Origin of the sequence: Herbiconiux oxytropis, from assembly GCF_024979315.1 — a bacterium.
Lineage (GTDB): Bacteria > Actinomycetota > Actinomycetes > Actinomycetales > Microbacteriaceae > Herbiconiux > Herbiconiux oxytropis.
The window spans coordinates 139,582-163,460 of record NZ_JANLCK010000005.1; the positions used below are offsets into that span (position 1 = coordinate 139,582).

General features: G+C 71.3%; 25 protein-coding genes. 12 read left to right on the top strand and 13 right to left on the bottom strand.

Translation table 11 applies throughout. The features are described from left to right. Positions 1-26: 26 nt before the first annotated feature. A complete protein-coding gene (locus tag N1028_RS11170) occupies positions 27-1,964 on the bottom strand; it encodes a cellulase family glycosylhydrolase (protein WP_259528759.1) in 1,938 nt (645 codons plus the stop codon). A gap of 221 nt (positions 1,965-2,185) precedes the next feature. On the opposite strand from N1028_RS11170, the gene N1028_RS11175 reads away from it, so the two are divergent. After that, a complete protein-coding gene (locus N1028_RS11175) occupies positions 2,186-3,562 on the top strand; it encodes an LssY C-terminal domain-containing protein (RefSeq protein ID WP_259528760.1) in 1,377 nt (458 codons plus the stop codon). Here the strand turns inward: N1028_RS11175 and N1028_RS11180 are convergent. Next, entirely contained in the window at positions 3,543-3,890 is a 348-nt protein-coding gene (locus N1028_RS11180; RefSeq protein ID WP_259528761.1) for a hypothetical protein, read from the bottom strand. The genes N1028_RS11175 and N1028_RS11180 overlap by 20 nt on opposite strands. A 156-nt stretch (positions 3,891-4,046) precedes the next feature. Between N1028_RS11180 and N1028_RS11185 the strand changes: the two genes are divergently transcribed. After that, positions 4,047-4,841 (top strand): lytic transglycosylase domain-containing protein, encoded by a 795-nt coding sequence (locus tag N1028_RS11185; RefSeq protein WP_259528763.1) that lies wholly within the window; start codon positions 4,047-4,049, stop codon positions 4,839-4,841. On the opposite strand, the gene N1028_RS11190 is transcribed toward N1028_RS11185, so the two are convergent. Both N1028_RS11190 and N1028_RS11195 read right to left on the bottom strand, forming a co-directional pair. Continuing rightward, positions 4,838-5,731, bottom strand: coding sequence for a nucleotidyltransferase family protein (locus N1028_RS11190; RefSeq protein WP_259528765.1), 894 nt, complete (start codon positions 5,729-5,731; stop codon positions 4,838-4,840). The genes N1028_RS11185 and N1028_RS11190 overlap by 4 nt on opposite strands. Positions 5,732-5,808: 77 nt before the next feature. After that, entirely contained in the window at positions 5,809-6,444 is a 636-nt protein-coding gene (locus tag N1028_RS11195) for a hypothetical protein (protein WP_259528767.1), read from the bottom strand. Positions 6,445-6,585: 141 nt separating this feature from the next. On the opposite strand from N1028_RS11195, the gene N1028_RS11200 reads away from it, so the two are divergent. The 3 genes from N1028_RS11200 to N1028_RS11210 are packed head-to-tail and all read left to right on the top strand — an operon-like array spanning position 6,586 to position 9,233. Further along, complete coding sequence (locus N1028_RS11200; RefSeq protein WP_259528770.1) at positions 6,586-6,900, top strand: DUF7882 family protein; 315 nt, start codon at positions 6,586-6,588, stop codon at positions 6,898-6,900. A 54-nt stretch (positions 6,901-6,954) separates the two neighbouring features. Next, positions 6,955-7,584, top strand: coding sequence for a TetR/AcrR family transcriptional regulator (locus tag N1028_RS11205; protein ID WP_259528773.1), 630 nt, complete (start codon positions 6,955-6,957; stop codon positions 7,582-7,584). A 53-nt stretch (positions 7,585-7,637) separates the two neighbouring features. Continuing rightward, complete coding sequence (locus N1028_RS11210) at positions 7,638-9,233, top strand: MDR family MFS transporter (RefSeq protein ID WP_259528776.1); 1,596 nt, start codon at positions 7,638-7,640, stop codon at positions 9,231-9,233. A 33-nt stretch (positions 9,234-9,266) separates the two neighbouring features. On the opposite strand, the gene N1028_RS11215 is transcribed toward N1028_RS11210, so the two are convergent. From N1028_RS11215 to N1028_RS11245, 7 genes are all read right to left on the bottom strand, one after another. Beyond that, the gene (locus N1028_RS11215; protein ID WP_259528778.1) at positions 9,267-9,872 is read right to left on the bottom strand and encodes a TIGR03086 family metal-binding protein; all 606 of its coding nucleotides are present in this window, start codon (positions 9,870-9,872) and stop codon (positions 9,267-9,269) included. Positions 9,873-9,903: 31 nt separating this feature from the next. Further along, positions 9,904-11,196: a glycosyltransferase family 4 protein gene (locus N1028_RS11220; protein ID WP_259528780.1), complete on the bottom strand. Its 1,293-nt coding sequence runs from the start codon at positions 11,194-11,196 to the stop codon at positions 9,904-9,906. Beyond that, a complete protein-coding gene (locus N1028_RS11225) occupies positions 11,193-13,574 on the bottom strand; it encodes a glycoside hydrolase domain-containing protein (RefSeq protein ID WP_259528793.1) in 2,382 nt (793 codons plus the stop codon). Before N1028_RS11225 ends, N1028_RS11220 begins: the two co-directional genes overlap by 4 nt. Before the next feature lie 168 nt (positions 13,575-13,742). Next, on the bottom strand, positions 13,743-14,315 hold the full coding sequence (locus N1028_RS11230) for a hypothetical protein (RefSeq protein ID WP_259528796.1): 573 nt from the start codon (positions 14,313-14,315) through the stop codon (positions 13,743-13,745). 35 nt (positions 14,316-14,350) lie between these two features. Beyond that, positions 14,351-14,833 (bottom strand): hypothetical protein, encoded by a 483-nt coding sequence (locus N1028_RS11235; RefSeq protein WP_259528798.1) that lies wholly within the window; start codon positions 14,831-14,833, stop codon positions 14,351-14,353. A gap of 82 nt (positions 14,834-14,915) precedes the next feature. Continuing rightward, entirely contained in the window at positions 14,916-15,374 is a 459-nt protein-coding gene (locus tag N1028_RS11240) for a hypothetical protein (protein ID WP_259528801.1), read from the bottom strand. Positions 15,375-15,382: 8 nt separating this feature from the next. Continuing rightward, positions 15,383-16,591, bottom strand: a complete 1,209-nt coding sequence (locus tag N1028_RS11245) for a hypothetical protein (RefSeq protein ID WP_259528803.1) — start codon at positions 16,589-16,591, stop codon at positions 15,383-15,385. 144 nt (positions 16,592-16,735) lie between these two features. On the opposite strand from N1028_RS11245, the gene N1028_RS11250 reads away from it, so the two are divergent. After that, entirely contained in the window at positions 16,736-17,332 is a 597-nt protein-coding gene (locus N1028_RS11250) for a DinB family protein (RefSeq protein ID WP_259528827.1), read from the top strand. Positions 17,333-17,383: 51 nt separating this feature from the next. Here the strand turns inward: N1028_RS11250 and N1028_RS11255 are convergent, their stop codons facing one another. Then, the gene (locus N1028_RS11255; RefSeq protein WP_259528835.1) at positions 17,384-17,938 is read right to left on the bottom strand and encodes a cupin domain-containing protein; all 555 of its coding nucleotides are present in this window, start codon (positions 17,936-17,938) and stop codon (positions 17,384-17,386) included. A 358-nt stretch (positions 17,939-18,296) separates the two neighbouring features. Here N1028_RS11255 and N1028_RS11260 point away from each other — a divergent pair, with 358 nt between their 5' ends. The 5 genes from N1028_RS11260 to N1028_RS11280 all read left to right on the top strand — a co-directional run bounded on the left by N1028_RS11260 (position 18,297) and on the right by N1028_RS11280 (position 22,264). Further along, a complete protein-coding gene (locus tag N1028_RS11260) occupies positions 18,297-19,016 on the top strand; it encodes a hypothetical protein (RefSeq protein WP_259528836.1) in 720 nt (239 codons plus the stop codon). Continuing rightward, entirely contained in the window at positions 19,013-20,650 is a 1,638-nt protein-coding gene (locus N1028_RS11265; RefSeq protein ID WP_259528844.1) for a polysaccharide deacetylase family protein, read from the top strand. The genes N1028_RS11260 and N1028_RS11265 overlap by 4 nt, the downstream gene beginning before the upstream one ends. Positions 20,651-20,704: 54 nt before the next feature. Continuing rightward, positions 20,705-21,103, top strand: a complete 399-nt coding sequence (locus N1028_RS11270; RefSeq protein WP_259528847.1) for an ArsR/SmtB family transcription factor — start codon at positions 20,705-20,707, stop codon at positions 21,101-21,103. Beyond that, positions 21,100-21,585, top strand: a complete 486-nt coding sequence (locus N1028_RS11275; RefSeq protein WP_259528849.1) for an SRPBCC family protein — start codon at positions 21,100-21,102, stop codon at positions 21,583-21,585. The genes N1028_RS11270 and N1028_RS11275 overlap by 4 nt, the downstream gene beginning before the upstream one ends. Before the next feature lie 67 nt (positions 21,586-21,652). Beyond that, a complete protein-coding gene (locus N1028_RS11280) occupies positions 21,653-22,264 on the top strand; it encodes a DUF4287 domain-containing protein (protein ID WP_259528850.1) in 612 nt (203 codons plus the stop codon). Between the two features lie 13 nt (positions 22,265-22,277). On the opposite strand, the gene N1028_RS11285 is transcribed toward N1028_RS11280, so the two are convergent. Then, on the bottom strand, positions 22,278-22,763 hold the full coding sequence (locus tag N1028_RS11285; protein WP_259528853.1) for a PGPGW domain-containing protein: 486 nt from the start codon (positions 22,761-22,763) through the stop codon (positions 22,278-22,280). 185 nt (positions 22,764-22,948) lie between these two features. On the opposite strand from N1028_RS11285, the gene N1028_RS11290 reads away from it, so the two are divergent. Then, positions 22,949-23,848, top strand: a complete 900-nt coding sequence (locus N1028_RS11290) for a siderophore-interacting protein (RefSeq protein ID WP_259528855.1) — start codon at positions 22,949-22,951, stop codon at positions 23,846-23,848. Positions 23,849-23,879 lie beyond the last annotated feature (31 nt).

A 23,879-nucleotide genomic window follows, 5' to 3' on the forward strand; every position in this document is an offset into this window, starting at 1 on the left:
GCGGGCGCACGCTGCCACGGCCTCGGTCAGCGAGCCGTGAGGGTGAAGTCCGGAGTGCCGGGCGAGGCCGTGGAGGCCACCTGCACGCCCGCCGTGACGGTCTGACCGGGCGCCACGAGAGCCGCCCACTGGGCACCCCGGCAGGTGACGACTCCGGATGCGACCGAGCAGTCCATGCCCCAGGCGCTCACGATCGACGTCGCACCGGCATCCGGCCATGAGATGCTCCAGCTCGACGAAGCACCCGTGTTCGTGACCGAGATCTCGGTGACGTAGCCGCTCTCCCACTCGCTCTGCAGCGCCCACGCCGCCGAGAGCGACGCGGAGCCGGCTCCGGCTCCGGCGCCGCCAGGTGTACCCGGGTGCGCCGTGCCGGTCGACGGCCCGGTGCCGGGAGCGCGCGGCCCGGGAGCTCCTGGTCCGGCGGTGCCCCCGATCCGCTCCGTGGGCCTCAGCCACGGTGAGCCTGGCGAGCCCGGAGAACCGCCGGGCGTCGAAGGAGCACCCGTGGCCGGCACGGGCGACGACGTGGGCAGCGGTGACGAGGTGGCAGGCGCAGGCGGAGGCGCGGCCACCTCCGTGCCGCTCCCGATGAGGGGCGAGAGCGCGGCGATCTTCTCGGCCTGCGGGGTCGTCCAATCGTCGTGCACGAGCCCGCCGGTGTCGCCGCTGTTGGGGTTGAACGACCAGTAGGAGAAGCTCATGCCGGAGCCGGCGAGATAAGCCACGATGTTCTCGAACCAGGCCCGATCGCCATCCGTCTGCAGCTTCGAGCCGAACTCTCCCAGCAGCACGGGCGCGATGCCCTCCTTGGCGAGGTAGCCCCACTGCGAGTCCCAGAACGCCGGCAGGTTGGCCGGGTAGTCGGGGCTCGTGAACCACTCCTGCGGGTAGATCGACTCCGGGTAGTCGTGCGGCGAGTACACCACGCGGTCGGCCACCGAGAGCGTCACGGGATCGGAACCCGCGTCGGCGAGCCCGCCGCCCCACCAGGTGAAGCTGCCGTCGTTCTGCTTCTCGACGCCCTCGACGATGATGAGCAGCTCGGGGTTGACCGCGAGCACAGCATCACCGGCACGCGTGGCCGCGGCCTGCCAGTCGACCGCCGGATCGCCGCAGCCCCAGCAGGAGCTGCCGTGGGGCTCGTTGTGCAGGTCGAACCCGATGACCGACGGCTCCCCCGCATAGCGCTGCGCGAGCATCTGCCAGTCCGAGATCCAGGTCGACTCGGGGAAGCGCTCGGTGTACCACAGCTCGGACTGCGCCTCGGAACCCGGCCGGTGCCGGTCGAGGATGACGTTCAGCCCGTACGCCTTCGCGCGCTGGACGAACGCATCCATGAGCTGCAGCGGCGTGAGCGAGGCGAGGGTGGGATTGGCGTAGGCGTTGACCGACGAGCTCGCGGGCGACGCCAGGCACTCGTTGGAGTAGGGCAGCCGGACCGTGTTGAATCCCCAGCCCGCGATCTGCGCGAGCCCCGCATCGAGACTGATCGACCACAGCCCGTGCGGTGCGCAGTTGCCCGTCTCGAGCCCGAACCAGGAGACCGCCTTGATGACGTAGGGCGAACCGTCGGCCGTGACGATCGAGCCGCCGTCGGTGTGCAGCCATCCGGGAAGCGCGGACTGCGCGGCCCCATCGACAACGCCAGGAGCAGGGGCGGTTGCAGGCGCCGACTCGGGCGCGGGGACGCCGCCCGACTCGGGCGCACCTTCACCGCTCGAATCGGCACCGGGCAGACGTGTCGGCACGGGAGAGCCTCCGATCGGTCCGGACTGCGCGACGCCCGAGTGCTTCGGCTCAGGCACCGATGAGGAGAGCACGGACCCCGCGCCCGAGACCGTCGTGGCGGCGGACGCCACCGACGCCGTGGTCACGACCCCGGCGACGAGCACGACGGCGGCCAGGGCGGCACCCCAGCGACGCACCCGCCCGGGCGGCGTGCTCTCGATCGGACCCTTCACGGCCACCCTTCGCGGTCGACGACAGATCCGCAGAATATCAGGCCTGGCACGGGGTCGAGGTCGGGCCCGCCTCCGCGCGCATCCGGATCTCGCCGGCCGGGAGCTCATCCCGCTCCCCTGCGTGACCCGCGTGGCGATCGCGAGGCCCACCGCGGCCTGACCCGCCGAGTCGGAGCGCAGGCACACCCCGGCCACGCCCTCCCCGCCGCTATCGTGGACCCATGGCCCGCCGCCCCCGCCCCGCCAGGCCCCGACGCTTCTCGATGAACGCGCTGTTCGACAACCTGTTCTTCGTGGTGGCCGGCGGCGCCGCCGTGTGGCTCGCCTACCTCGTGCTCAGCGAGGGGTTCTCCTCGGGCTGGGCGCAGCTGTGGTTCTACCTCGTGTTCTGGATCCTGGTGGCCTACATCGCACTCCCGCGCCTGCACCGCATCCTCACCAACATCTACGTGCCGAACTACTTCATCGGCCGCACCCGCACGAGCGACGGTCTCCTCGGCGATCCGGTCAACCTCGGCCTCCTCGGCGGCGAGGAGCAGGTGCACACCGCGATGGCCGCCGCCGGCTGGACCCGCGCCGACGACCTGACGTTCCGCAGCGCGCTCAGGATCGTGGCGTCGACGGTGCTGCGCCGCAGCTACCACGAGGCGCCCGTGAGCCCCCTCATGCTCTTCGGCCGCAACCAGGACTTCGCCTACCAGCAGGAGGTCAAGGGCAATCCGGCCAAGCGCCACCACGTGCGGTTCTGGCGCTGCCCGGAGGGCTGGCTGCTGCCGGGCGGCCACGCCACCGACTGGCTCGCCGCCGGCACCTACGACCGCGCGGTCGGCTTCTCGCTCTTCACCCTGCAGGTCACCCACAAGATCGACGAGAACACCGATGTGGAGCGCGACCACATCGTCGAGACCCTGCAGACGGCGGATGCGGCGGTGCGGGTGAGCGTGCTCGAGGACTTCGCCACCGGCTACCACTCGAGGAACGGCGGCGGCGACGCGATCGTGACCGACGGCGATCTGCCCGTGATCGACCTGCTCGCGGTCACCCCCACGGCGCTCGGGGTCGACGAGGCGGAGGCTCCCGTGCCCACGCCGCACAGCGCGACCGCCACGAGCCCGGCGCCCGACAAGGTGGTGCGGCGACCCGCCCCCACGCTGTTCGGCGCCGTGGTCGTGATGCTGAGCGCCATCACACCGGTCGTCATCATCCTGCTCGTGCTCTTCGACTGGCAGGGGGTGCGCGACTCCATCCTCCTCGACACCGATGCCGATCTGCCGAAGACGCTCGACTTCCGCGACGTCGCCGTGTGGGCGATCGTGATCGGCACCGCGGTCTTCGCACTGATCGAGCTGCTGCTCGGGCTCCTCGTGCTGTTCGGGAGCAATGCCGCGCGCATCGCTGTGCTCGCGTTCAGCGTGATCGGCATCGTCGCGGCGGCCATCGACCACATCGAGGGGCATCAGGCCATCACGCTCGGCACCAACCTGATCAGCCTGTCGCTCGACATCCTGATCCTCATCGCCCTCTCGAGCGATCGTGCGCGCGACTACGCGCGGCGGCCTCGGGAGAAGAAGTCGGAGCTCAGGCCGCGATCATCGTGAGGCTCATGCCCGCGACCGAGATCGCGACCACGGCCGAGACGAGCGCCACGTTCGAGAGCAGGCCGTCGCGCAACCGCAGCCCGCTGGCCCGGTCGTCGACGGCGGCCATCGCCTGGGCGACGTCGCTGTAGCTGCCGAAGCGCTCTCCGAATGGCCCCGTCGCCACGAAGTGGCCGGCGGTGTACTCGATCATGCCGGCGTACTCGCCGGAGCGGGTTCCCACCCACAGCTTCGACTCGGGGGAGTTCCAGGAGATGGACTCGCCGGAGACCTTCTCCCCGGAGACCGACTCCTCACGGACCGACGTGATGCTGGTGACCAGTGCCATGGGAGCTCCTCCGCCTCGATCAACTGACTATTAGTTAGACTAGCGAAACAGATCTCTTTCGTCAGGGGATTGCGTTCCGCGTGTCGGACGAGCTATAAGCAGTGGGCGCAGTATCCGCGCCGCACACCTGCCTCGCACGCGTAGGCTGGGCCGACGGTGAGCGGATCGACGAGAACTCGGGTGGTGGGCGCCGTGCTGGCGATCGCCGGGGTGCTCGCGGCCGCCGCGCTGGCGGGGTGGCTCGTGGTGGGTCTGAGCACCGGCGAGCGGCCGGATGCGACGTCCGGCGACAGCACTGCGACGGCCCCGGCGGCGGCGGTCGTGCCCACCGAGACCCCGGCGGCGCACGACGGCTCCGAGGCGGTGGTGGCCGACATCTCGACCCTGCCTGACGCCTCGTGGGCCGATCGCACGGCCGCAGCCACAGGCATCCCGCTCCGCGCGCTGCTCGCCTACGCCGGTGCCGAGCTGCGGCTGCGAGCCGAGCAGCCGACCTGCGGCCTGGGCTGGAACACCCTCGCCGCGATCGGCTGGGTCGAGTCCGAGCACGGATCGATCCACGGCGGCACGATCGCACCCGACGGCCTGGTCTCCCCCGCGATCGTCGGCATCCCGCTCGATGGAGCGGGAGTCGAGGCGATCGCCGACACCGACGGTGGGCTGCTCGACGGCGACACGGTGTGGGACCGCGCCGTGGGCCCGATGCAGTTCATCCCCGCGACGTGGGGGCAGTTCGCCGCCGACGGCGACGGCGACGGCCGCGCCGACGTGCACCGGATCGACGACGCCGTGCTCACGGCCGCTCGCTACCTCTGCGCGTCGGGCGGCGACCTCCGAGACGCCGCCGACTGGATCGCGGCCGTCTCCTCCTACAATTCCTCGATCGACTACAACCACCGTGTGGCCGCGGCCGCCGACGGCTACGCGGCCCGCGCCGAGGGCCGGGACTAGAACCCCGGGAAGTCGGACCCGAACACCATCCGCAGGTAGGCCCCCGACGTCTCGAGGTCGCCGTCGAGGTACGCGTTCACGGCGGCGCGCGAGCTCGTGGCGGCCCGCTCCACCGGATACTGCGCCGCCACCGCCCCGGCCAGGGTGGCCGTGGCCCGCACGCCCTGCCTGCCATCGGGCGAGGTGGGGTCCGGCACGCGCGTGAGGCCGTCGAGCCGGAGCCGCTCCCAGACCCAGCAGGCGTCCCAGAGCACGCTGAACGAGTGCTGCTGCAGCGCCTGTCGCAGAGCGAGGGTCTCGAGGTAGTAGGAGGAGATCGGGACGGCCTGGCGGTGCTTCCACGCCAGCAGCAGCCGGATCAGGCCGCGCACACCGCCGCCCCCGGCCCCGCCACCGGCATGAGCATCGCCATCGCCGTCGCCGTCGCCGTCGAGTCTCGACAGCAGCACCGATCGTGCGACCGGGCGGTGGCGCACCCAGCGGCCCGATGCATCCGGAACCCGCAGCTCGCCGGAGCCTGCCGTCACCCCCGCGTCGTCCGGATGCTCCGACTCGAGAGCCGGGATCAGTCGCAGGCCCGGGGTGCCCAGCCGCTCGAGCACGAGCGATCCGTCGGTCTGCGGATCGAGCAGGAGGTCGGCGGGCAGCAGCGGCACGAGCGAGCCGGCCAGGCGTGCGGGGGGCCGGGCCCGCGAGCCCACGACCACGAACAGGTCGAGCCGGCTGCGGTCGCGCACGGCCGTGCCGTTCAGCCAGGAGCCGCCCTCGACCACCCGGAGCACGGACGGATCGGCCTCGAGCCGGAGCGCGACCTCGTCGCGGAGGGCCCGCACCGGGGCGACGTCGTCCGGCCCCGGTCGCAGGTCTGCGTCGAAGGCCTGGAAAGCCATGCTGATCTCGTCGGCCACGGTCGTCCTCCGAGACCGAATCTACTCCCGCACCGGCCGATCACCGAGAGGAGAAGCATTCAGCGTCGCGCCGTGCGGCGGCCGTAGTTCTGATCGGCCAGGTGCCACAGGTCGAATTCGCGGAGGCGCCGCATCCGCTCGTCGCGATCGCGCAGGTACTCGTCGTCGACCACGAGCGCCGCCGACACCCTGGCGTCGTCGAGTCGTGACTCGATCTCCCGGCTCAGGTCGTCCCACGCCTTCACCCGGGCCTGCTCCACGAGATCGGCGACGTACTCCGGGTCGTCGGCGTCGAGCCTCAGTCGGTCGGCCACCTCCCGGTAGACCCGGCGGCGGGCGTTCAGCAGCTCCAGGTCGCGCAGCTTGTAGTCGTGCTCGTGCCGGGCGGCGCCGGAATCCGACTCCGCGAAGCCGATCACGTCGACGGCGTGCAGGGCGTTCTCGTCCTGCTCGGCCGCGATCGATTCGAGCACCTCGCGGGCGAGCTCCGCGGCGTGCTCGGTGCTGAACGGCACCTCGTCGCGGATGGACGCCACGATCAGGCGGTTCTTGAGCGTCAGCGCCGCCGAGAAGCGGGCGATCAGCACGCCGTCGGCGATGGCCGCCTCGACCTCGTGCTCGGGCAGCGGCTCCGGCGGCTCGACGGCTCGACCGGTCGCCAGCCACCGCGGACCACGCCCTCTGCGCCGTGCCATCGCGACCTCCTCCATCACCAGGATAATCACCCGCGGCCTCCGTCTCCCCCTCGCGGCAGGTCGAACCGGGCCACCCCAGCCGCTACGATCCGAAGTACGCCCGCCTCACCTGCGGCGGACGTGGCTCGAAGGAGGGCAAGGGTGGGAAGGCTCGTCTACGGACCGCACAGGTCGGAGTGGGAGTTCGACGATCGGATGCTCGCGCACCTGCGCGTGGTGATCGTCACGAAGTTCCGTCGCCGCGAGTCGTTCACCCTCAGCTGGGAGCTCCACCGCGAGAACGGCGGCGGGCGGATCTCGCTCTGGCTCGACCCGGCCATCCCCCTGGAGTTCCACTTCATCGGCGGCCGCGAGCCGTCGCTGAACCGCGAGTGGATCGAGCAGCTCGCCACGATCGCCGGCACCACGACCGGTCTCCTGCCTCTCGACGAACCCGGTGCCGCCCCATCTCGATGAGAGACTCGAAACTTTCACATTGAGAAAAGTTTCTCGACGTGAAACAATTGCGGCATGACCGAGACCGCCGCCCGAGACCAGCCGGGCCTGCGAGAGCGCAAGAAGCGCGAGACGGCCCGCGCGATCGAGGTCGCCGCGGTCGAGCTCGTCTCGGAGTCGAGCCTCTCCGAGGTCACCGTCGAGGCCATCAGCGCTCGTGCCGAGGTGACGAGCCGCACCTTCTTCAACTACTACGCGGGCAAGGAGGACGCGGTCCTCGGCAACTCCCGCGCCTTCCCACCACCCGACCTGCACGACCTCGAGCACACCCCCGGTGTGCCGATCGTCGACGCGGTGCTCGACGCCGTGCTCGCCGAGTTCGACGCCTTCGATCTCGGCCGGCCCGACCTCGAGGAGCGCAAGCGCGCCATCCTGCTCGAGAATCCGGACCTGCTCGCGCGGAGCTTCCGCACCCTCGGCGACATCGAGGAGAACCTGGCCAGGCAGGTGGCCCGCCTCCTGACCGACGAGGGCTCCGTCGCGGAGGCCGAGCGCGAGAACCGCGCCTGGGCCGTCGTCTTCCTCGTGGGGGCCGTGCTGAGACTCGCCCTCCGCAACTGGAGTCTCGACGCCGACACCACGCATCCCATCGCCCATCACATCAGCGGAGCCCGGCAGTCGCTGTTCGCCGCGGCCGCCCGCTGATCGCCCGCACCACCCTCCCCCACCCCTTCTCCCCCGACCCGCGAGGAACCACCATGTCCACCACCCCCAAGGCCGGCACGCCCACCGGCTCCACCCCGGCCGTGCCAGGCACTGCTCCTGCATCTGCGAACCCGCCGGGGCTCGGCGCGAAACAGGTCAACCTGATCTTCGGCGCCCTGCTCGTGGCGATGCTGCTCGCGGCCCTCGACCAGACCATCCTCGGCACCGCGCTCCCGACCATCGTGGGCGAGCTCGACGGCGTCAACCACATGCTCTGGGTGGCGACCGCCTACATCCTGGCCTCGACCGTCGTGATGCCGGTCTACGGCAAGGTCGGCGACCTGATCGGCCGCAAGTCGCTGTTCGTCATCGCCCTGTCGATCTTCGTGTTCGGCTCGGTCGTCGGTGGTTTCGCGACCTCGATGGAGTGGCTCATCGCCGGGCGGGCCGTGCAGGGCCTCGGCGGCGGCGGGCTCATGATCCTGTCTCAGGCGATCATCGCCGACGTCATCCCCGCCCGCCAGCGCGGCAAGTACATGGGCTTCGTGGGCGTGGTGTTCGGGCTCGCCTCGGTGGCCGGTCCCCTGCTCGGCGGACTCTTCACCGATGTGCTGAGCTGGCGCCTCGCGTTCTGGATCAACGTGCCGCTCGGCATCGCCGCGATCGTGGCCGCCGTCGTCTTCATCAAGCTCCCGAAGATCGAGAACCTCGTGCGGCCGAAGATCGACGTGGCCGGCATGGTCACCCTCGCGATCGCCGCGTCAGGTCTCGTGCTCACGGCCTCATGGGGCGGCACGGAGTACGACTGGAACTCCCCCGTCATCATCGGCCTCATCGTCGTGACCGTCATCGCCGCCGTCGCCTTCGTGCTGATCGAGCGCCGGAGCGCCGAGCCCGTCATCCCGATGTCGTTGTTCAAGAACCGCAACTTCACACTCACCACGCTCGGCGGCCTCGCCATCGGCATCTCGATGTTCGGTGCGCTCGGCTACATGCCCACGTTCCTGCAGATCGTCAACAGCGTGAACGCCACCGAGTCCGGCTTCATGCTCCTCCCGATGCTCGCGGGCCTCATGATCACCGGCATCGGCGGCGGCTTCCTGATCTCCAAGACGGGTCGTTACAAGTGGATGCCGATCGCCGGGACGATCGTGGTGGCAGGTGCCCTCGTGCTCTTCTCCACGATGCGCGCCGACACGCCGCTCTGGCTCATCCTCGGCTACCTCACCGTGCTCGGCCTCGGCATCGGACTGGCGATGCAGGTGCTCGTGCTGATCGTGCAGAACTCGGTGCCGCACAGCATGGTGGGCACCGCGACCGCGGGCAACAACTTCTTCCGCGAGATCGGGGCCTCGCTCGGCTCGGCCATCGTGGGCTCGCTCTTCGTGGCTCGGCTCACCGATCAGCTGAGATCGCTCGGCGGCTCCGCGGGTGCGGGCGGCGCGGTGCCCACCGACACCAACGCGCTCACGCCCGCAGCCATCAACGCGCTGCCGCCCGAGGTGCACACGATGATCGTGGAGGCCTACTCCAACGCCCTCAGCCCGGTCTACCTCTACCTCGTGCCGCTCATGCTCGTGGCCGCGGTACTGCTGTGCTTCGTGAAGGAGATCCCGCTCGAGACCACTGTGGTGCAGCAGGAGCACTGAGGCGGGAGCCGGTCGCCGGTCTCCGCTCGTGGTTCAGGCGGATGCCCCGCCTGGCGCTGTCCAGAACGGGTCGCGCCCGATGAAGCCGGCCAGGCGCTGCTCGGTCGTGGCGTCCTCCGGCACGTCGATCCGCGCGCCGTACTGGCCCGACGCTCGGAGCATCTCGTCGATCGGCTCCATGCCGGCCAGCAGCTGAGCCGCGTAGGCCTCATCGAGCTCCGGGGCCTGGCCGGTCGCGGCGGCGAGGTCCCAGGAGTGCATGAACACGTCGGCCGTGTAGAAGCGGTCGATCGCCTCGGCCAGCGGGAGGTCGCCCGTGTGCGGGTTGCGGAACATCCGCTCGGCGGTCTGCGGATCGTCGAGCACAGCCTGCACCTGGGCGGCGTGCACGCGCCAGGATTCGACGGGGTCGTCGTCGACCGACGGGCCGGCGAGCAGCACGATGTCGCTGCCGCCCGCCAGGAAACCGGGGAACCACGTGGTGAGGTGCCGGACCACGTCACGGGCGGCCCAGCCGTCGACCGGGGCGGGGGCGTCCCAACCGGACGGATCCGCACCGGCGGCGATGGCCTCGAAGGAGCCCGCCACGAGGCGGTGCCGGTCGGCGGGTGAGGCCGTGGTCACGTCATCGGATGCCATGCCGACAGCGTAGCCACGACCTCACTCCGTGTCAGGCCCGTGCGGCGACCTCGCGCGGCAGGCGCTCGAACAGTCGGTCGAACACCGCGTGCCGGTCGAACTGCAGGGCGTACTCCCTGGCCTCCTCGGCCCACCGAGCACGCTCGTCGGGCGACGTCTCGAGGACCGCGCGGTCGATCGCAGCCGCCACGGCATCCGGGTCGTTCACCGGCACCACGATCGCGTGGTCGCCGATGGCCTCGCCGATGCCGCCCGTGAGCGTCGTGATGACGGGCCCGCCCCCCGCGAGCATCTTCTCGGCGAGCGCGATGCCGAAGGTCTCCACGAACTCGGGGCGCGGCTTCGAGAGCAGCACGAACGCGGCGCAGCCCGCCATGAGGAAGGGCTTCTCGGCGTCGCCTACGTCGTCGAGGAAGCGGATGCGGTGCGCGAGCGGCGACGCGGCGGCGAGCTCCTGCAGCGCAGCCGCCTGCGGGCCTCGGCCCGCGATCATCAGCGGCAGCTCCGTCTCCCGCCCCACTCGGCTGCGCTCGAAACCGTGGATGAGGTCGTCGACCCCCTTCGCATCCGTGAGCCGGGAGAGGAAGAGGAGATAGCCGTCGCGCTCGAGCCCCCGCGCGGCGAGCAGGCGCTCCGTCTCGGTGTCGTCGAGCCCGAGGTACTGGGCCGCGTCGATGGCGGGATACGAGATGCGGATGCGCTCGCGGCACTGCGCGGCGAAGCGCGTGCCGTGCTGGTCGTCGACCCGCTGCGCCTCCTCGATGATGAGGTCGCGGGTGTACTCCGAGACGGCCACGCAGTGGTCCTGGCTGAGGTAGCTCGAGAGGATGTGGGCCGCGGCGCCCAGGCGGCCCTCCTCGACGGCGGTGCGCACGACGTTGGTGACGTCGGAGCCGACGGCCTCGGCGATGGTCGTGACGTTCACGGGCAGTCCGGTGCCCTGGGCGGCGCGCACGGCGTCGGACACCGCGAGGGTGTGCGGGCTGAGGTAGAGCGAGAGGGCCACGGTGGGCACGCCATCGGTGAAGAGCTCCACGAGCCGGCCCGTGATGCCGGCGACGTAGCGGCCGTCGGGCACCTTGTAGTCACCCACGGGCGCCGGGCGCTCCACGATGATGCCCGGGCTGTAGGGCAGCACCGAGTCGGCGGGCTTCAGCGGGAGCCCCGCGGCCTCGAGGCGCTCGAGCGGCCAGGTGACGATGCGCACCTCGTCGAAGCCGCGCACGAGGGCGGTCTCGGCGAGGTTGCGGCCCTCCACGGAGTGGCCGCAGATGACGGGATCGGCGCGGTTGATGATGACGAGGCGCTTGCGGATCGAGTTCACAGGGTGTCTCCTTCGCTCGGAGGCGTGCGGGGGTGGTCGTCGGGCTCCGGATCGGGCACGGCCGTGGTGGGCGAGGCCGCGTCGGTGACGATGACATCCTGTTCGTCGACGAGCTCGGGCTCGGGGGCCGCGGCCTCCGGATGCGCCGTGAGCATCTCGTCGCCGGCCGGGAACGGGGTGGCACCGGTGGGTCGGCTCGAGGGCGGCACCTCGACCGTCCCCCACGCGCTCGGCCGGGGACCGAGCTCGAGCACGAGCTCGCCTCCGGCGTGCAGCTCGGTGCCGTGGATCCAGGTGCGCTCGAGCGGTTCGCCGTTCAGCCACGCAGCCTGCACGTACTGCGCGGGGCCGCCCGCGACCGGTTCGACGAAGCCGCGGGTGCGCATCCGGAACTCGCCGCCGGCGACCGCGATGCGCGACTCGGCGAAGGAGGGGGCGTTGACGAGCACGATGCTCTGCCCGGCCACGGGGAAGAGGCCGAGCGAGGCCCAGACGTACCAGGAGCTCAGCCCGCCCGAGTCGTCGTTGCCCGGCAGGCCGCCGCGGCCCACGCCGAACTGCTGCAGCACGATGTCGTGCACCACCTCGGCCGTGCGGTCCGGGCGGCCGGCGTAGTGGTAGGCCCAGGGCGCCTCCATGTCGGGCTCGTTGTTGAGCCCCTCGAAGCGCCCGAGGGCGTAGCCGGCCGCGAGCTCGTCGGCGGGCGGCTTGTTGCCCGGCTGCACCACGGCATCCGCCCCGTAGCCGAAGAAGGCGTCGAGCTGGGCGACGAAGCGCTCACGCCCGCCGCTCACCGCGATGCGGCCGGCCATGTCGTGCTGCAGCCGGAACGAGTAGTTGTAGCGACTGCCCTCGTAGTACGTGCTGTCTTTGAGGAGGCCGGACTCGGGGTCGTAGGCGTTGACCCAGCGCTCGGCGAGCTCCTCGAACTGGGCGGCGAGCGCCCGGTCGCCCACGTGGCGGGCGACCTTGGCGGTGCACCAGTAGCCGAACGCGATGTCGAGGGTGTGGCTGATCGGATGCGCCTCGCCGCGCAGCAGGTACTCCTCGCCGTAGGTGCGGCGGAGGTCGTCGCTCATGTGCACGAGCGCCCAGTCCCAGTCGATGCCCTCCACGCCGAGCTGGCAGAGGTCGGCGAGGAACGTGTGGGCGAGGGCGCTCGCCTGCCGCGAGAAGCGATCGCCGCCGCGGGCGAGGCGGTAGCCGATCGGGAAGTTGCCCTCCTCCTCGCAGATGGTCAGCAGCGCGTTCGCGAGCTCGACGGCCTTCTCGGGCTGCACGGCCGTGAGGAGCGGCAGCTGGGTGCGGTAGATGTCCCACATCGTGGCGATGTCGAAGGCGAACGGGCCCTCGCTCGGCCAGAACGGGCTCTCCGACTCCGCGAAACTCGGCTTGATGAGCGAGTGGTAGAGCGCCGTGCGGAACACCGTGCGGCGCTCGGGCGACGGGGTGTCGACGGCGATGGTCTTGAGCTGCTTGCGCCAGGTCTTCTGGGTGCGCTGGCGTCGTGCCTCGAAGCGGGCGGGGCCGGGGCCGCAGTCCTGACGGAGGTTCTGCTCGGCCTGCCGGGCCCCGCGCAGTGAGAAGCCGATGCGGAGCTCGATGGTCTGGCCGGCCTCGCTCGGTCCCGCCCACATGAGGCCGAAGGGGCGGAGGGTGGTGGGGCGGATGTGGTCGAAGTCGAGCCGGGTGCCGCCGGGCATGAGGCGCCGGTCGTACCACAGCATCTGCCGCCACTGTGGGGTGTCGCACTCGACGTGCACGGCGATCGGGGCGCCCTCCGCCACGATCTCCCCGCGGGCCACGCCGGGCTCGACCGTCTCGAGGTGGGCCCGCAGCGGGATGGTGGAGCCGTAGGGGATGCCGAGGCCCCCCATCGAGAAGTCGATCACGATGCGGGCGTTCGAGTGCTTCGGGAAGGTGTACCGGTGCACGGCGCTCTTCGGGCCCACCGTGATCTCGGCGCGTACGCCCGAGTCGAGGGTGGCGGCGTAGTAGCCGGGCTCGGCGCTCTCGTCCGAGAGGTCCCAGGTGCGGCCGAGCACGTCGAGCGGCTCGATCATGGGGGTGACCCTGAAGTAGTTGTAGTACTTGCGGATGGCTCCCGTGCCCGATTGCTGGAAGTGCGTGAAGCCGCTCGCGAGCTGCCGGTCGTGGATGGTGCTCGGGATGCCCTCGAGGCTGAGGTCGTAGCGGCCGTAGCCGGTGGGGTAGGCGCCCGAGTAGGAACAGGCCGAGACCATGCCGAGGGGGTAGGTGGCGCCGGGGTGGGTGTTGCCGATCTGGGGCTTCGGCCACCACCAGGTGGCGGCGAGGCCGGACTGCGGCGGGAGGGCCGTGACATCGGTGCCGATGAAGGGGTCGACCTCGTCGATCATGCGGGGACTCCTTCCCTTGTGGGCTGCGGCGTGACGGCGGTCGGTGCCGGCGTCGCTGTGGCTGTCGTCGTCGCTGGAGAGTACGCACGGCCGGGTGCGCACGGGTGAACGCGGGGTGAATGGCGGGGGCGGGGCTGCATGCTTCTCCTCGGTTCGGGTGGGTGTCGACTACGGGGGCGGGGCGGTGAGCAGGTCGGCGCGCTCGGCGAGGTAGGACTCGAGCGGGGCGAAGGCGGTGCTGCCGGGCTGGAGGTTCCAGCGCACGAGCACCGTGCCGTCGGCGGCGAGGGCGAGGAGGTGGGCGGCGGGTGTGTTCGTGGCAGGGCCAGGCTTCGTCGGGTCCGTGCTCCGGATGCTCGCCGCATCCGTCGCGACCGGGGTCGTGTCGAAGTTGACGGTGTCGCCCTCGGCGAACTTGGCCTGGAAGGCGGCGCGCCGGTGATCGCGCCGGATCTCGGCGCGCTCGGACTGGTTCGTGACGCGTCCGGGGTCGACGGCGCGCGTGACGGTGCCGATCGTATGGAGCCCGCCGCTCTCGTCCAGCAGCAGCACGCCGAGCCGCCACACCCGCCCCTTGGCGACCATCACGGGCCCCCGGGCGATGCCGAGGATCGGCTTCCGCGCCCGGTACTCGGCGAGCGCCTCGGTGCGGGCGCCGGATGCCCGGAGCTTCCGCACGGCGCCCTCGAGGATCGCCCGCACCCGCTCCTCGAGAGCCGCGTCGCCCATCCCGCCGTCCATACCCAGACGCTACCCGCCCGCGTATGTCGCCCGTGTTACGAGTTGCCCGCCCGCCGCGACGCGGCGTCGAGCGCCGAGACCTTCGCCGGCATGAACCAGAGGATGAGGACGAGGCCCCCCGCCGCTCCTGCTCCCGCCCAGATCCCCAAGGGGGAGGCCTCGAGCAGGTCGACCCCCGATCCGACGAAGACGACCAGGGTGGAGGTGGTGGTGACAAGCCCACCCACGATGGCGGTCACCATGATCCGCGCGCGCACGAGGAGCATCAGGGCCGTGACCACGGCGACGAGACTGCCGACGACCAGCCCTATGGCCGCTCCCGCCGCCCCGCCGATGATCGTGCCGAGAGCGACGAAGCCCTCGGGTGAGGAGAGCAGGAGGGACGGTGACGAGAAGACGCTGGCGACCCCGAACTCGATACCGATGATCGCGCCCAGCACCGCGCCACCGGGGACCGCGAGAAAGGGGGTGAAGCCCGGGATGGGGCGAGCGCCCGACAGAGCGAGGCGCTGTGTCATCGGTGACTCACTCCATCTGCATCGGGGGGAGCCACGGCAGCGAACCGGGAAGCAGACCAACAGTTCATGTGATGAGAATAGATCACTTCTCGAAGAAGCGGCGCCCCCGAACCACTTCGCGTCGGCCCAGCCACGCGAGCAGGGCCACCCCGCCGACCACGCGCGGGGAGCCGCTGAGCGCGAGGAGGACGGTACGAACGTCGTCTGTCAACCACGTCGTCATCAGACCGACCGTGGCGGCGACGCCGACGATCGAAGTCAGCGGCACCCCGATCCGATCGGGAACACCCGTCGCCCAGCCGAGCACCAATCCTCCCGCGACGATGCAGCCGATGATCGCTCCGAAACCTGCTCCCAGGAAGGAGCCCACGAGAAGAGCGATGACTGCGATGGCCGGATTTCCCACGCCTCCGTCGATGCTGGGGTCGCTGACGACCGGTACGACGTACGCCTGCAGCACGATCAGGATCGCCGTCGACGCAGCCACCACCGCGCCGCCCGGAACGGCGAGCAGCGCGGTGGTCAGCGGCGGTCGGGACATCCGAGCGATCACACGCCTCCGGTTCCCGGTCGAGCGCTGTCAGCCACGACCTGCCAATAGCGCAGCCAGGTGGCGCCCGCGATCTGCGAGTTGGCGATGTTGGGGCCAGGCCCGAGGTCGCGCTTGATCATGGCGTGAACATACAGATGGATGTAGCCGGAAGGATCGTTGTACCACGAGAACGTGATCAGTGAACCCTCCCCGTCGAAGTGGCCGGGTCGGGCGAGGAACTGCATTGCTCCGCCGTTCGCCGTCTGCACCTTCACCGGTGCCGCCGTGAGTTGACACGAGAACGGGCTGGCATTGAGGGAGATCACCTGATTGTCGACCGGATAACCCCTCGGCGCCCCGTTGATCGGGAAGTAGCAGTTGAAGCACGTGTGCAGCAGCTGCGAGACCCTGCTCTCGGTGGCCTTCGGGTAGTTGGCTCGCCAACCCGGCTTGTTGGCCGAGTAGTCGTAGGCGTAGTACCAGGTGGGGTCGAGGAGCACGGGGAAGGTGGTGTCGGCTGCGAGGTCGACGTGCTGGGTGAGGGTGTCGCCGTTCCAGGTGTAGCGGGTGGGGAGGGAGGCGCCGGTGGCATCTCTGGCCCAGGCGGGCTCGAGGGTGCCGATGTAGGCGTGGGTGGCGTCGGAGAGGAGGGTCTGGCCGGTGGGGAGCTCGGTGGCGTAGGCGCCGTCGGGCAGGTCGAAGGTGTAGTCGAAGGCGGTGCCTGCGGCCGGTGAGGCGAGGGCAGTGAGGAGGCGGACCCCGTTCTGCACGGGCTGGATGTAGGCCGCGGCGGTGGCCTCACCCTCCTCGGCGGGCGACGCCAGGTCGAAGGACGTGATGCCGGAGTCGGTGCGCGGCTGGCCCACGGCTCCGTCGATCGTGAGGGAGACGGCCTGTCCGGCACCCTCGGTCTGCGCGGGCGAGAGGGTGAGCGGGTCGGCGGGCGTGCTCGGCAGACCGAGTCGGAACGGGTCGATGCCGACCTCGGCTCGCAGTGCTTCGGCCTCGGCCGGCGTGGGCGGGGTGCTGGTCTGGGCGAGCTCGTCCGGCGCGAGCGCCTGGAGGAGTGCGACCGGGTCGTGGATGTCGAGGGCGGGGCCGGGCATCGGCTCCCCCGCGGCGTAGGAGGCACCGGCCGGGGCGAGGAGCACGGCGCAGAGCGTCGACGCGACCACGGCCGCGGCGAGGGAGGCGCGCCGCGGCGTGGATCGGCGGGAAGAGGGCATGGAGTGACCTTTCGTCGTTCGTCGACCGTTCCCAGGGCCTGCCGCTGCAGACAGTGTAGACACATGTGGCGTTCGATGCGCATGCTTTGCGAGCATTTCTCATCCGGTGTCGCGGATGTCGGTGGTCGGGTGCAGAGTCTGCTCATGGACGCATCGACCCACGCCGCCGACCTCGCGATGATGCACGGCTACCTCAAGCTCAGGCGCTCCGATCTGCTCGGCAAGCTCGACGGCCTCGGCGAGTACGAGGTGCGCCGCCCGCTCACGGCCTCGGGCACCAACCTGCTCGGGCTCGTGAAGCACGTGGCGAGTGTCGAGCTCGGCTACTTCGGGGAGGTGTTCGGCCGGCCGCGGCGGGAGCTTCCCTGGCTCGCCGAGGGCGCGCCAGACGACGCCGACATGTGGGCGGCGGCCGACGAGTCGCGTGCCTCCATCGTCGAGCTGCACCACCACTCGGCCGAGCTGAGCGACGCCACGATCGAGGAGCTCGGGTGGGACGCTCGCGGCGAGGTGCCGTGGTGGCCGCCGGAGCGGCGAGCGGTCACGCTGCAGCAGATCCTCACCCACATGTGCGTCGAGACCGCGCGGCATGCGGGGCACGCCGACATCCTGCGCGAGCTGATCGACGGCAGCATCGGGCAGCGGCCGGACGACCCGAACATCCCGTCGCGCACGGTCTCCGAGCTCGCGGCGCACGTGGCGCGGGTGGAGGAGGCGGCGCGGGCGGCGGCCGCCCGCTGAGCGGGCAGTGGGAGCACGTCCGCGCGACCCGCGCGGGAATCGGTGGGAGCGCTACTCGGGGTCGCAGTGGGTGAGGTCGGTCTCGGCGAGAGGGTCGCCGGCCGGGATGATGTAGGTCACGAGCAGCACCACGTTCTCGGTGCCCTCGTTCTTGCCCTCGTGCACGTAGCCCGGGCCCTCCTCGATGGAGTCACCCGTCTCGTAGACGTGCACACCCTCCGGGTAGATCGGCGCGTAATGGGTGAGCGCCCCCTCCTCCACGACGGCGATCAGGCGACCGTCGTGGCAGTGCTTGCCGGTGCCGGCCCCCGGCTTGATCGTGATGCGCCGGAACGCCACCTGCACCGGGCCGTCGACCTCGACATCGACCGCCTCGTCCTGCACGCCCTTGCCGAGCTCTTCGACCACGACGGGCGCGTCGGTGGCCGCGGGCGTCGGAGTGGGGGTCGCCGCGGCGGAGTCGGATCCCGTGGAAGAAGCGGCGGACGACGCTGCGGGTGCTGCCGTCGACGTTCCTCCGGCGCATCCGGTGACGAGCAGAGCGGATGCCACGACCACGGCGATCGCCGCGCCGACGCCGGTGCGGTGGTGGGTGCGACGAGTCACGGGAACCTCTTCGTTCTGGGGCGTCCGCCCCGGTCGGGTGGCCTTCATCGTGACAGAGCGGGCGGTGCGGCGGCAGGCGATCCGCACCCCCACTTCGGGGCTTGACACCACGCCAGAGCGCCCCGCTTCCGCGAGATTCCGCGGAACCCAGACTCTGGCCGGACATAACGCTTCGGCCACGAGCACGGCTTATCCCGCGTCGCCACCGCGGGTGTCGCACCCCGTCGCCTATCCTGATCGCGGCCGCGCACGACAGGCCGCCCGAGCACCCGCAGCGACCTCGATCCGAGCTTCCACCCGGCCCGCACACCCCCTGACCCAGACACCGCCTGCCCACCCACGACGAGAGCACGATCAGATGACCACGCGCGACAGGCTCGACCGGGGTCGGTCTCCGCTGCGCCTCGTCCTGGTGCTGGTGGCGTCGACGCTCGTGCTGCTCGGGATCGCCGCAGCCGTGGCCGTCGCGCTCCTCCCGCCCGTGCTCGCCGAGACGCCGCGCGAGCGGATGACCGCGAGCACCGGCCAGACCCTCCGCAGCGCGACCGGCTCCGCGACGGTCACCGTCCCGGCCGGCTGGCTCGTGCTCGGGGTGGGGCCGTTCCTCACCGACGACACGATCACCCTCGTCTCCCCCGACGACGCCTACCGCGCCGAGTTCACACTCCTCCCGGCGGGTTCCAGCCTCACCGGGCTCCTCGCCGCCCATGACATCACGTCGGCTGCGGCGACCGCCGCCTGGAACACCGAGGAGCTCTCCTCCGGCTACTCGGTCCGGTGGACCGAGCTGGCGGCCGACGACGACGCCGACGCGAGTGCCTCCGCCACCGGGGTCGAGAAGGGCCCCGCAGCAGAAGCATCCGAAGAGGACCGGGGATCGACGATCGTCCTCGTCGCCCTCACCGCCCCGGACCCGACGATGCCCGTCGAGCTGGTGCTCGTCGCCACCGTGAGCGCGCCGGATGCCGCCGCCTACCGCACCGTGACGGCCGACCTCCTCGCCGAAGCGACCCTCTCCGGAGTCCCCCCGACCGCGCCAGCCCCTACGAGCCCCGCGACAGGTGGAGGCCTCCCGTGAGCCGTACCCGCACCACCCCTCAGCGCCTCGGCCGGCGGCGCCGCGCAGGCGCGCTCGCGAGCGTCCTCGCCGTCGCCGCCCTCCTGGCCGGCTGCGCCAGCATCCCGCCCGCACCCGCCGGCTGGGCACCCCGCGAACCCGCCGTGCCCGCCGTCACGGTCTCCGGCGCCGCCACCGACATCGGGGAGGCCGCCGGCGCAGCCGACCCCGAACCCGCCCCACCGACCGCCGCCGGCCTCGACGTGCGCCTCCTCTTCAATGCCGACCCCGCCGCCGCGGTGGGTGCCCGCTGGGGCGAGATCCCGGGCAACGCCACCTTCACGGGTGTCGTGCGCAGCCGCGTCACCGACGCCATCCGCTCGCTCGAGGCCGCCACCGGCGTCGCCTACTCCCCCGCCGCCGATGCCCCCGACCTCTCCCCCGAGAACCGCGGGTGCGTCGCCGGATCCTCCACCCGCCCCGCGGCAGAGCTCGTGGCCGACCCGGCCCACACCCCGCAGGGCGCGGCAGCGAGCGTCACGGTGACGTGCGAGGTGATCGCCGCGGTCGGCACGCTGCTCGTCGAGGCGCTGCGGGTCACGACGGCCTCGGCCGGCCAGGTCACCGCCGACGAGACCACCGTCTACTACGCCGACACGATGGGCTCCTTCGTCACCACGAGCGACGCCCTCATCAGCGACGACGGACTCCGCACCCTCCTCACCGAGACCGTGCAGTCGCTCAAGGTGTCGGCAGGTGCGCTCAGGCCGGAGATGGTGCAGAGCGTCGACGACTACCCGGTGGAGCAGCTGCGGTCGTGGTTCTCCCTGTTCTCGTTCGCGGCCGACGGGGCGCTCGTGCTCCACCTGACGAGCGAATTCACGGTGCCCGAGCTCGACGAGCTCGGAAGGCTGACGCGACCCGATCCGCTCTTCGTCACCCTCCCGCCCGAGCGGGCCGCCGCCCTGCTGAGCGAGAACGGCCGCCTCATCCAGACCGCGCTCGCCTCCGGGGCGGCGTTCACCCTCCCACCCGGGCCGACGCGCGGACAGGAGGCCGTCGACTGCGGGCTGTTCGCCTGCGTCGCCGTGACCTTCGACGACGGGCCGGGGGCCCACACGGAGCAGATCCTCGACGACCTCGACTCCCGTCGCGCCGCCGCGACCTTCTATGTGCAGGGCTACCGCAGCGCGAACAACCCGTCGGCGCTCGCGCGCATGCAGTCGACCGGACACCAGATCGGCAACCACACCTGGGACCACCCCGACCTCACCAAGCTCACCGACGAGCAGATCAAGGCGCAGCTCGATCGCACGAGCCAGGCGGTGCAGGATGCGACGGGGTCACGACCCTCGACCTTCCGCCCCCCGTACGGTGCGGTCGACGAAAGGGTGCTGATGCAGACCGACCTGCCGGCGATCCTCTGGACCGTCGACACCAACGACTGGCAGCTGCCCGACGATCCGTTGCTCCTCGACCGCGCCGTGCAGCAGCCGGGGCCGGGTTCGATCGTGCTGCTGCACGACATCCACGAGAACACCGCGCGCCTGACACCGGCGGTGCTCGACGGCCTGCTCGGCCGCGGTTTCACTCTCGTGACCGTGCGGCAGCTGCTCGGAACGCCCGCGCCGCACACCACGACGACGCGCGGCTAGACGTTCCTCCTCGCCTCTTGTGTCCGGGCTCTTCGCGGCGTAACGTACAACCAAATGGTTATACAAGAACTGAGCGAGGCCGAAGCGGATGCGATCTTCCGCGCTCTCGCCGACTCGACCCGACGCGACATCCTGCGCCGGGCCATCCGGCACGAGCGGTCGATCTCCTCGCTCGCCGACCGCTATGCGATGAGCTGGGCGGCGGTGCAGAAGCACGTGGCGGTGCTCGAGCGCGCCTTCCTCATCGTCAAGGAGCGTCGCGGCAAGGAGCAGATCGTGCGCGCGAACCTCGATTCGGTGCGCCGCGCGTCGTTGCTGCTCGATCAGTTCGAGCAGCTGTGGCACGAGCGCCTCGACCGCATCGGCGACATCCTCACGCCACCCGACACCGCGTCGCCCGACAGAGCACCACCCGGCACCGCATCACCCGACAAGGAAGGAACAGAACGATGACCGTCATCGACGTGAACCGAGACACCGAGGCCCTCACCCTCACCTTCGTGGCCGAGTTCCCCGAGCCGCCCGAGCGCGTGTGGCAGGTCTGGGCCGACGCCCGGCAGCTCGAGCGCTGGTGGGGCCCGCCCACCTGGCCCGCCACGTTCGACCGGCACGACTTCGTGGCGGGTGGCGAGTCGCGCTACTACATGACCGGCCCCGACGGAGAGAAGGCGGGAGGCTGGTGGCGCAACGAGATCGTCGACGCCCCCACGCGCTTCGAGTTCGAGGACGGATTCGCAGACGCCGACGGCGAGCCGAACACCGAACTGCCCACCACCCGCACCGTCGTGACGCTCACCGCCACCGAGAGCGGCACGCGCATGACGACGGTGGCGTCGTTCGGGTCGCTCGAGCAGCTCGATCAGCTCGTGTCGATGGGCATGGAGGACGGCATGCGCCTCGCCATGGGCCAGATCGACGAGCTGCTGGCAGCCTGACGTCCGAGCGGCTCCCGCTCCCCGGCGGGGTCGTGCTCGCTCGAACGACATTGTGTACGCTGTCAACATGAGTGGACGCCGCACCGAGGAACCGCCGCGCACCCGGGCCTGGGTCTCCGAGCCCGAGACGCCCGACCGCTCCATCGTCGAGGCCACCGGGCGGCACTGGGAGGAGTGGGTCGACCTCATCGACGCAGGCCCCGGGCGCGAGGCGGGGCACACCGCCATCGCCGCCTGGGTGCAGAGCGAGCACGGCCTCGGCGGCTGGTGGGGGCAGGGCGTCGTGGTCGGCTACGAGCGGATCACCGGCATCCGGGCGCCCGGTCAGATGCCCGACGGCACCTTCTCGATCAGCCGCTCGAAGATCCTCGACCTCCCCGCCGACGGGCTGCGCGACGCCATCGTCGACGACGCGACGCGTTCCCTGCTCGTGCCCGGGTACCAGACGGCCCTGCGCTCGCGGCCCGGCTCGAAGGCACCCCGCTTCAGCCTCGCGGATGCGAGCGGCGAGCCGCTCGGCGCCATCCTCGTGACGCTCGACCCCGCCCCGAAAGATCGCGTGCGCGTGACCGTGACGCACGAGAAGCTGCCCTCGGCCGAGGCGGGCGCCGCCTGGAAGGAGCACTGGGGCGGCTGGCTCGACGGGCTCGACGAGGCGTTCCGGGCTCTGCGGCGCTGATCCCTGCGGCGAATCAGTTCCGCCGGTCGCCCTCGGCGGGGTTCTTCGCGGCGTCCCGGCGATTCCGGTGGCGGGCCCTGGCTTCCTTCGCGACTCCGTAGGCCTTCTTCGCGGCGCCTTCCGCAGAGCGGCGAACCTTCTTCGCCCCGTCGAACTCGGTCGAGAGGATGCCGAGACCACCGAGGGCGATGAGGGCTCCAGGGCCGGGAAGCGGCATGAGCACCACGCCGAGCGCGACCGTGCCGCCTCCGACCACGCCGACACCCGTGCGGTAGGCGCTGTTCGCGGTGGGGTTCTTGCGGATGCCCTCGCGAGCACCGTGAGCGGCCTTCCCCGCGGTGCGTCCGGCGGCCCGGCCGAGGGCACGGCCGAAGTTCTTGGCGGCGTCGCCCACGCCGCTCTGGGGCTGCCGGGGTGCGGTCGACTCGTCGTCGGAGGCGTTCGGTGCGGGCGATTCCTGCGGGATCACGATCACGGGGGGCTGCTGCGAGGCGGTCATGCCTCCAGTGTAGGAACGGCTGCTCCGGCGCCCCAGGGGCCTCGGCGTGCCCGATGGTTATTCACAGCGGCGCCGGCCCTCGCCGTTCCTCCACAGATCGTCACCCGCTTGACCTCGACGTCGGATTCCCGCGATAGCGTCGAAGCCGGCCCGGTCGCATCCGAGGCCCGCACTCGAGGAGACCCATGACCGACGCCCCATCGCACTCGCCCGCCGTCGCCGCCCCCGCGAGCCCCGCAGCCACCTCACCCGGAGGCGCGCGCGCCGCACGGCCGCCGCAGCCGCAGCGGGTCCTGACGGTCAAGCGCGTCGAGGCCGTCTCGCCGCACCTCGTGCGAATCGTGGCCGAGGGTGAGGCGATCGCCACCATCCCCGAGTCCACCCAGACCGACCGGTACTCCAAGATGCTCTTCGCGCCGAAGGGATCGTCGCTCGTCCCGCCTTACGATCTGGCGGCTCTGCGCGAGACGCTCGCCCCGCACGAGCTTCCCACCCAGCGCACGTACACCCTGCGCCGCGTCGACCGGGAGGCGGGCGAGGTCTGGATCGACTTCGTGGTGCACGGCGACACCGGCGTGGCCGGCCCCTGGGCAGCGGATGCGCAGCCAGGCGACACGGTCGTGCTCGCCGGGATCGGCGGCGGCTACGAACCCGATCCGGCAGCCGACCGCCACGTGCTGGCCGGCGATGAGGCGGCGATCCCGGCCATCGCTTCGGCTCTGGAGGCCATGCCCGCCGATGCGCAGGGCGTCGCGGTGCTGGAGGTCGACGGGCCCGCCGACGAGATCGCCCTCGTCGTTCCCATCGGCATCGAGCTGGTGTGGGTGCATCGTTCGGGCGCAGAGCCGGGAACGAGCGCGGTGCTCCTCGACGCTCTTCGCGCCCTTCCGGCTCCCGTCGGAGACACGCAGGTGTTCGTGCACGGCGAGCGCGGTGCCATGAAGGCGCTGCGGCCGCTCCTGCTCGAGCAGTGGGGCATCCCACGTTCCCGCCTCTCGCTCTCGGCATATTGGGCGCACGGCCGCGCCGAAGACACCTTCCAGGCCGAGAAGCGAGAGCCCGTGGGCCAGATCTTCACCGACTGACTGTCGCCGAGGCATCCCGGTGGCCGGCACC

Excerpts from the sequence above, each read along its gene's own strand:
- N1028_RS11175 (WP_259528760.1), top strand. The coding sequence starts at position 2,186 with ATGGCCCGCCGCCCCCGCCCCGCCAGGCCCCGACGCTTCTCGATGAAC.
- N1028_RS11180 (WP_259528761.1), bottom strand. The coding sequence starts at position 3,890 with ATGGCACTGGTCACCAGCATCACGTCGGTCCGTGAGGAGTCGGTCTCC.
- N1028_RS11190 (WP_259528765.1), bottom strand. The coding sequence starts at position 5,731 with ATGGCTTTCCAGGCCTTCGACGCAGACCTGCGACCGGGGCCGGACGAC.
- N1028_RS11195 (WP_259528767.1), bottom strand. The coding sequence starts at position 6,444 with ATGGCACGGCGCAGAGGGCGTGGTCCGCGGTGGCTGGCGACCGGTCGA.
- N1028_RS11205 (WP_259528773.1), top strand. The coding sequence starts at position 6,955 with ATGACCGAGACCGCCGCCCGAGACCAGCCGGGCCTGCGAGAGCGCAAG.
- N1028_RS11210 (WP_259528776.1), top strand. The coding sequence starts at position 7,638 with ATGTCCACCACCCCCAAGGCCGGCACGCCCACCGGCTCCACCCCGGCC.
- N1028_RS11215 (WP_259528778.1), bottom strand. The coding sequence starts at position 9,872 with ATGGCATCCGATGACGTGACCACGGCCTCACCCGCCGACCGGCACCGC.
- N1028_RS11225 (WP_259528793.1), bottom strand. The coding sequence starts at position 13,574 with ATGATCGACGAGGTCGACCCCTTCATCGGCACCGATGTCACGGCCCTC.
- N1028_RS11230 (WP_259528796.1), bottom strand. The coding sequence starts at position 14,315 with ATGGACGGCGGGATGGGCGACGCGGCTCTCGAGGAGCGGGTGCGGGCG.
- N1028_RS11235 (WP_259528798.1), bottom strand. The coding sequence starts at position 14,833 with ATGACACAGCGCCTCGCTCTGTCGGGCGCTCGCCCCATCCCGGGCTTC.
- N1028_RS11240 (WP_259528801.1), bottom strand. The coding sequence starts at position 15,374 with ATGTCCCGACCGCCGCTGACCACCGCGCTGCTCGCCGTTCCGGGCGGC.
- N1028_RS11245 (WP_259528803.1), bottom strand. The coding sequence starts at position 16,591 with ATGCCCTCTTCCCGCCGATCCACGCCGCGGCGCGCCTCCCTCGCCGCG.
- N1028_RS11250 (WP_259528827.1), top strand. The coding sequence starts at position 16,736 with ATGGACGCATCGACCCACGCCGCCGACCTCGCGATGATGCACGGCTAC.
- N1028_RS11260 (WP_259528836.1), top strand. The coding sequence starts at position 18,297 with ATGACCACGCGCGACAGGCTCGACCGGGGTCGGTCTCCGCTGCGCCTC.
- N1028_RS11270 (WP_259528847.1), top strand. The coding sequence starts at position 20,705 with ATGGTTATACAAGAACTGAGCGAGGCCGAAGCGGATGCGATCTTCCGC.
- N1028_RS11275 (WP_259528849.1), top strand. The coding sequence starts at position 21,100 with ATGACCGTCATCGACGTGAACCGAGACACCGAGGCCCTCACCCTCACC.
- N1028_RS11280 (WP_259528850.1), top strand. The coding sequence starts at position 21,653 with ATGAGTGGACGCCGCACCGAGGAACCGCCGCGCACCCGGGCCTGGGTC.
- N1028_RS11285 (WP_259528853.1), bottom strand. The coding sequence starts at position 22,763 with ATGACCGCCTCGCAGCAGCCCCCCGTGATCGTGATCCCGCAGGAATCG.
- N1028_RS11290 (WP_259528855.1), top strand. The coding sequence starts at position 22,949 with ATGACCGACGCCCCATCGCACTCGCCCGCCGTCGCCGCCCCCGCGAGC.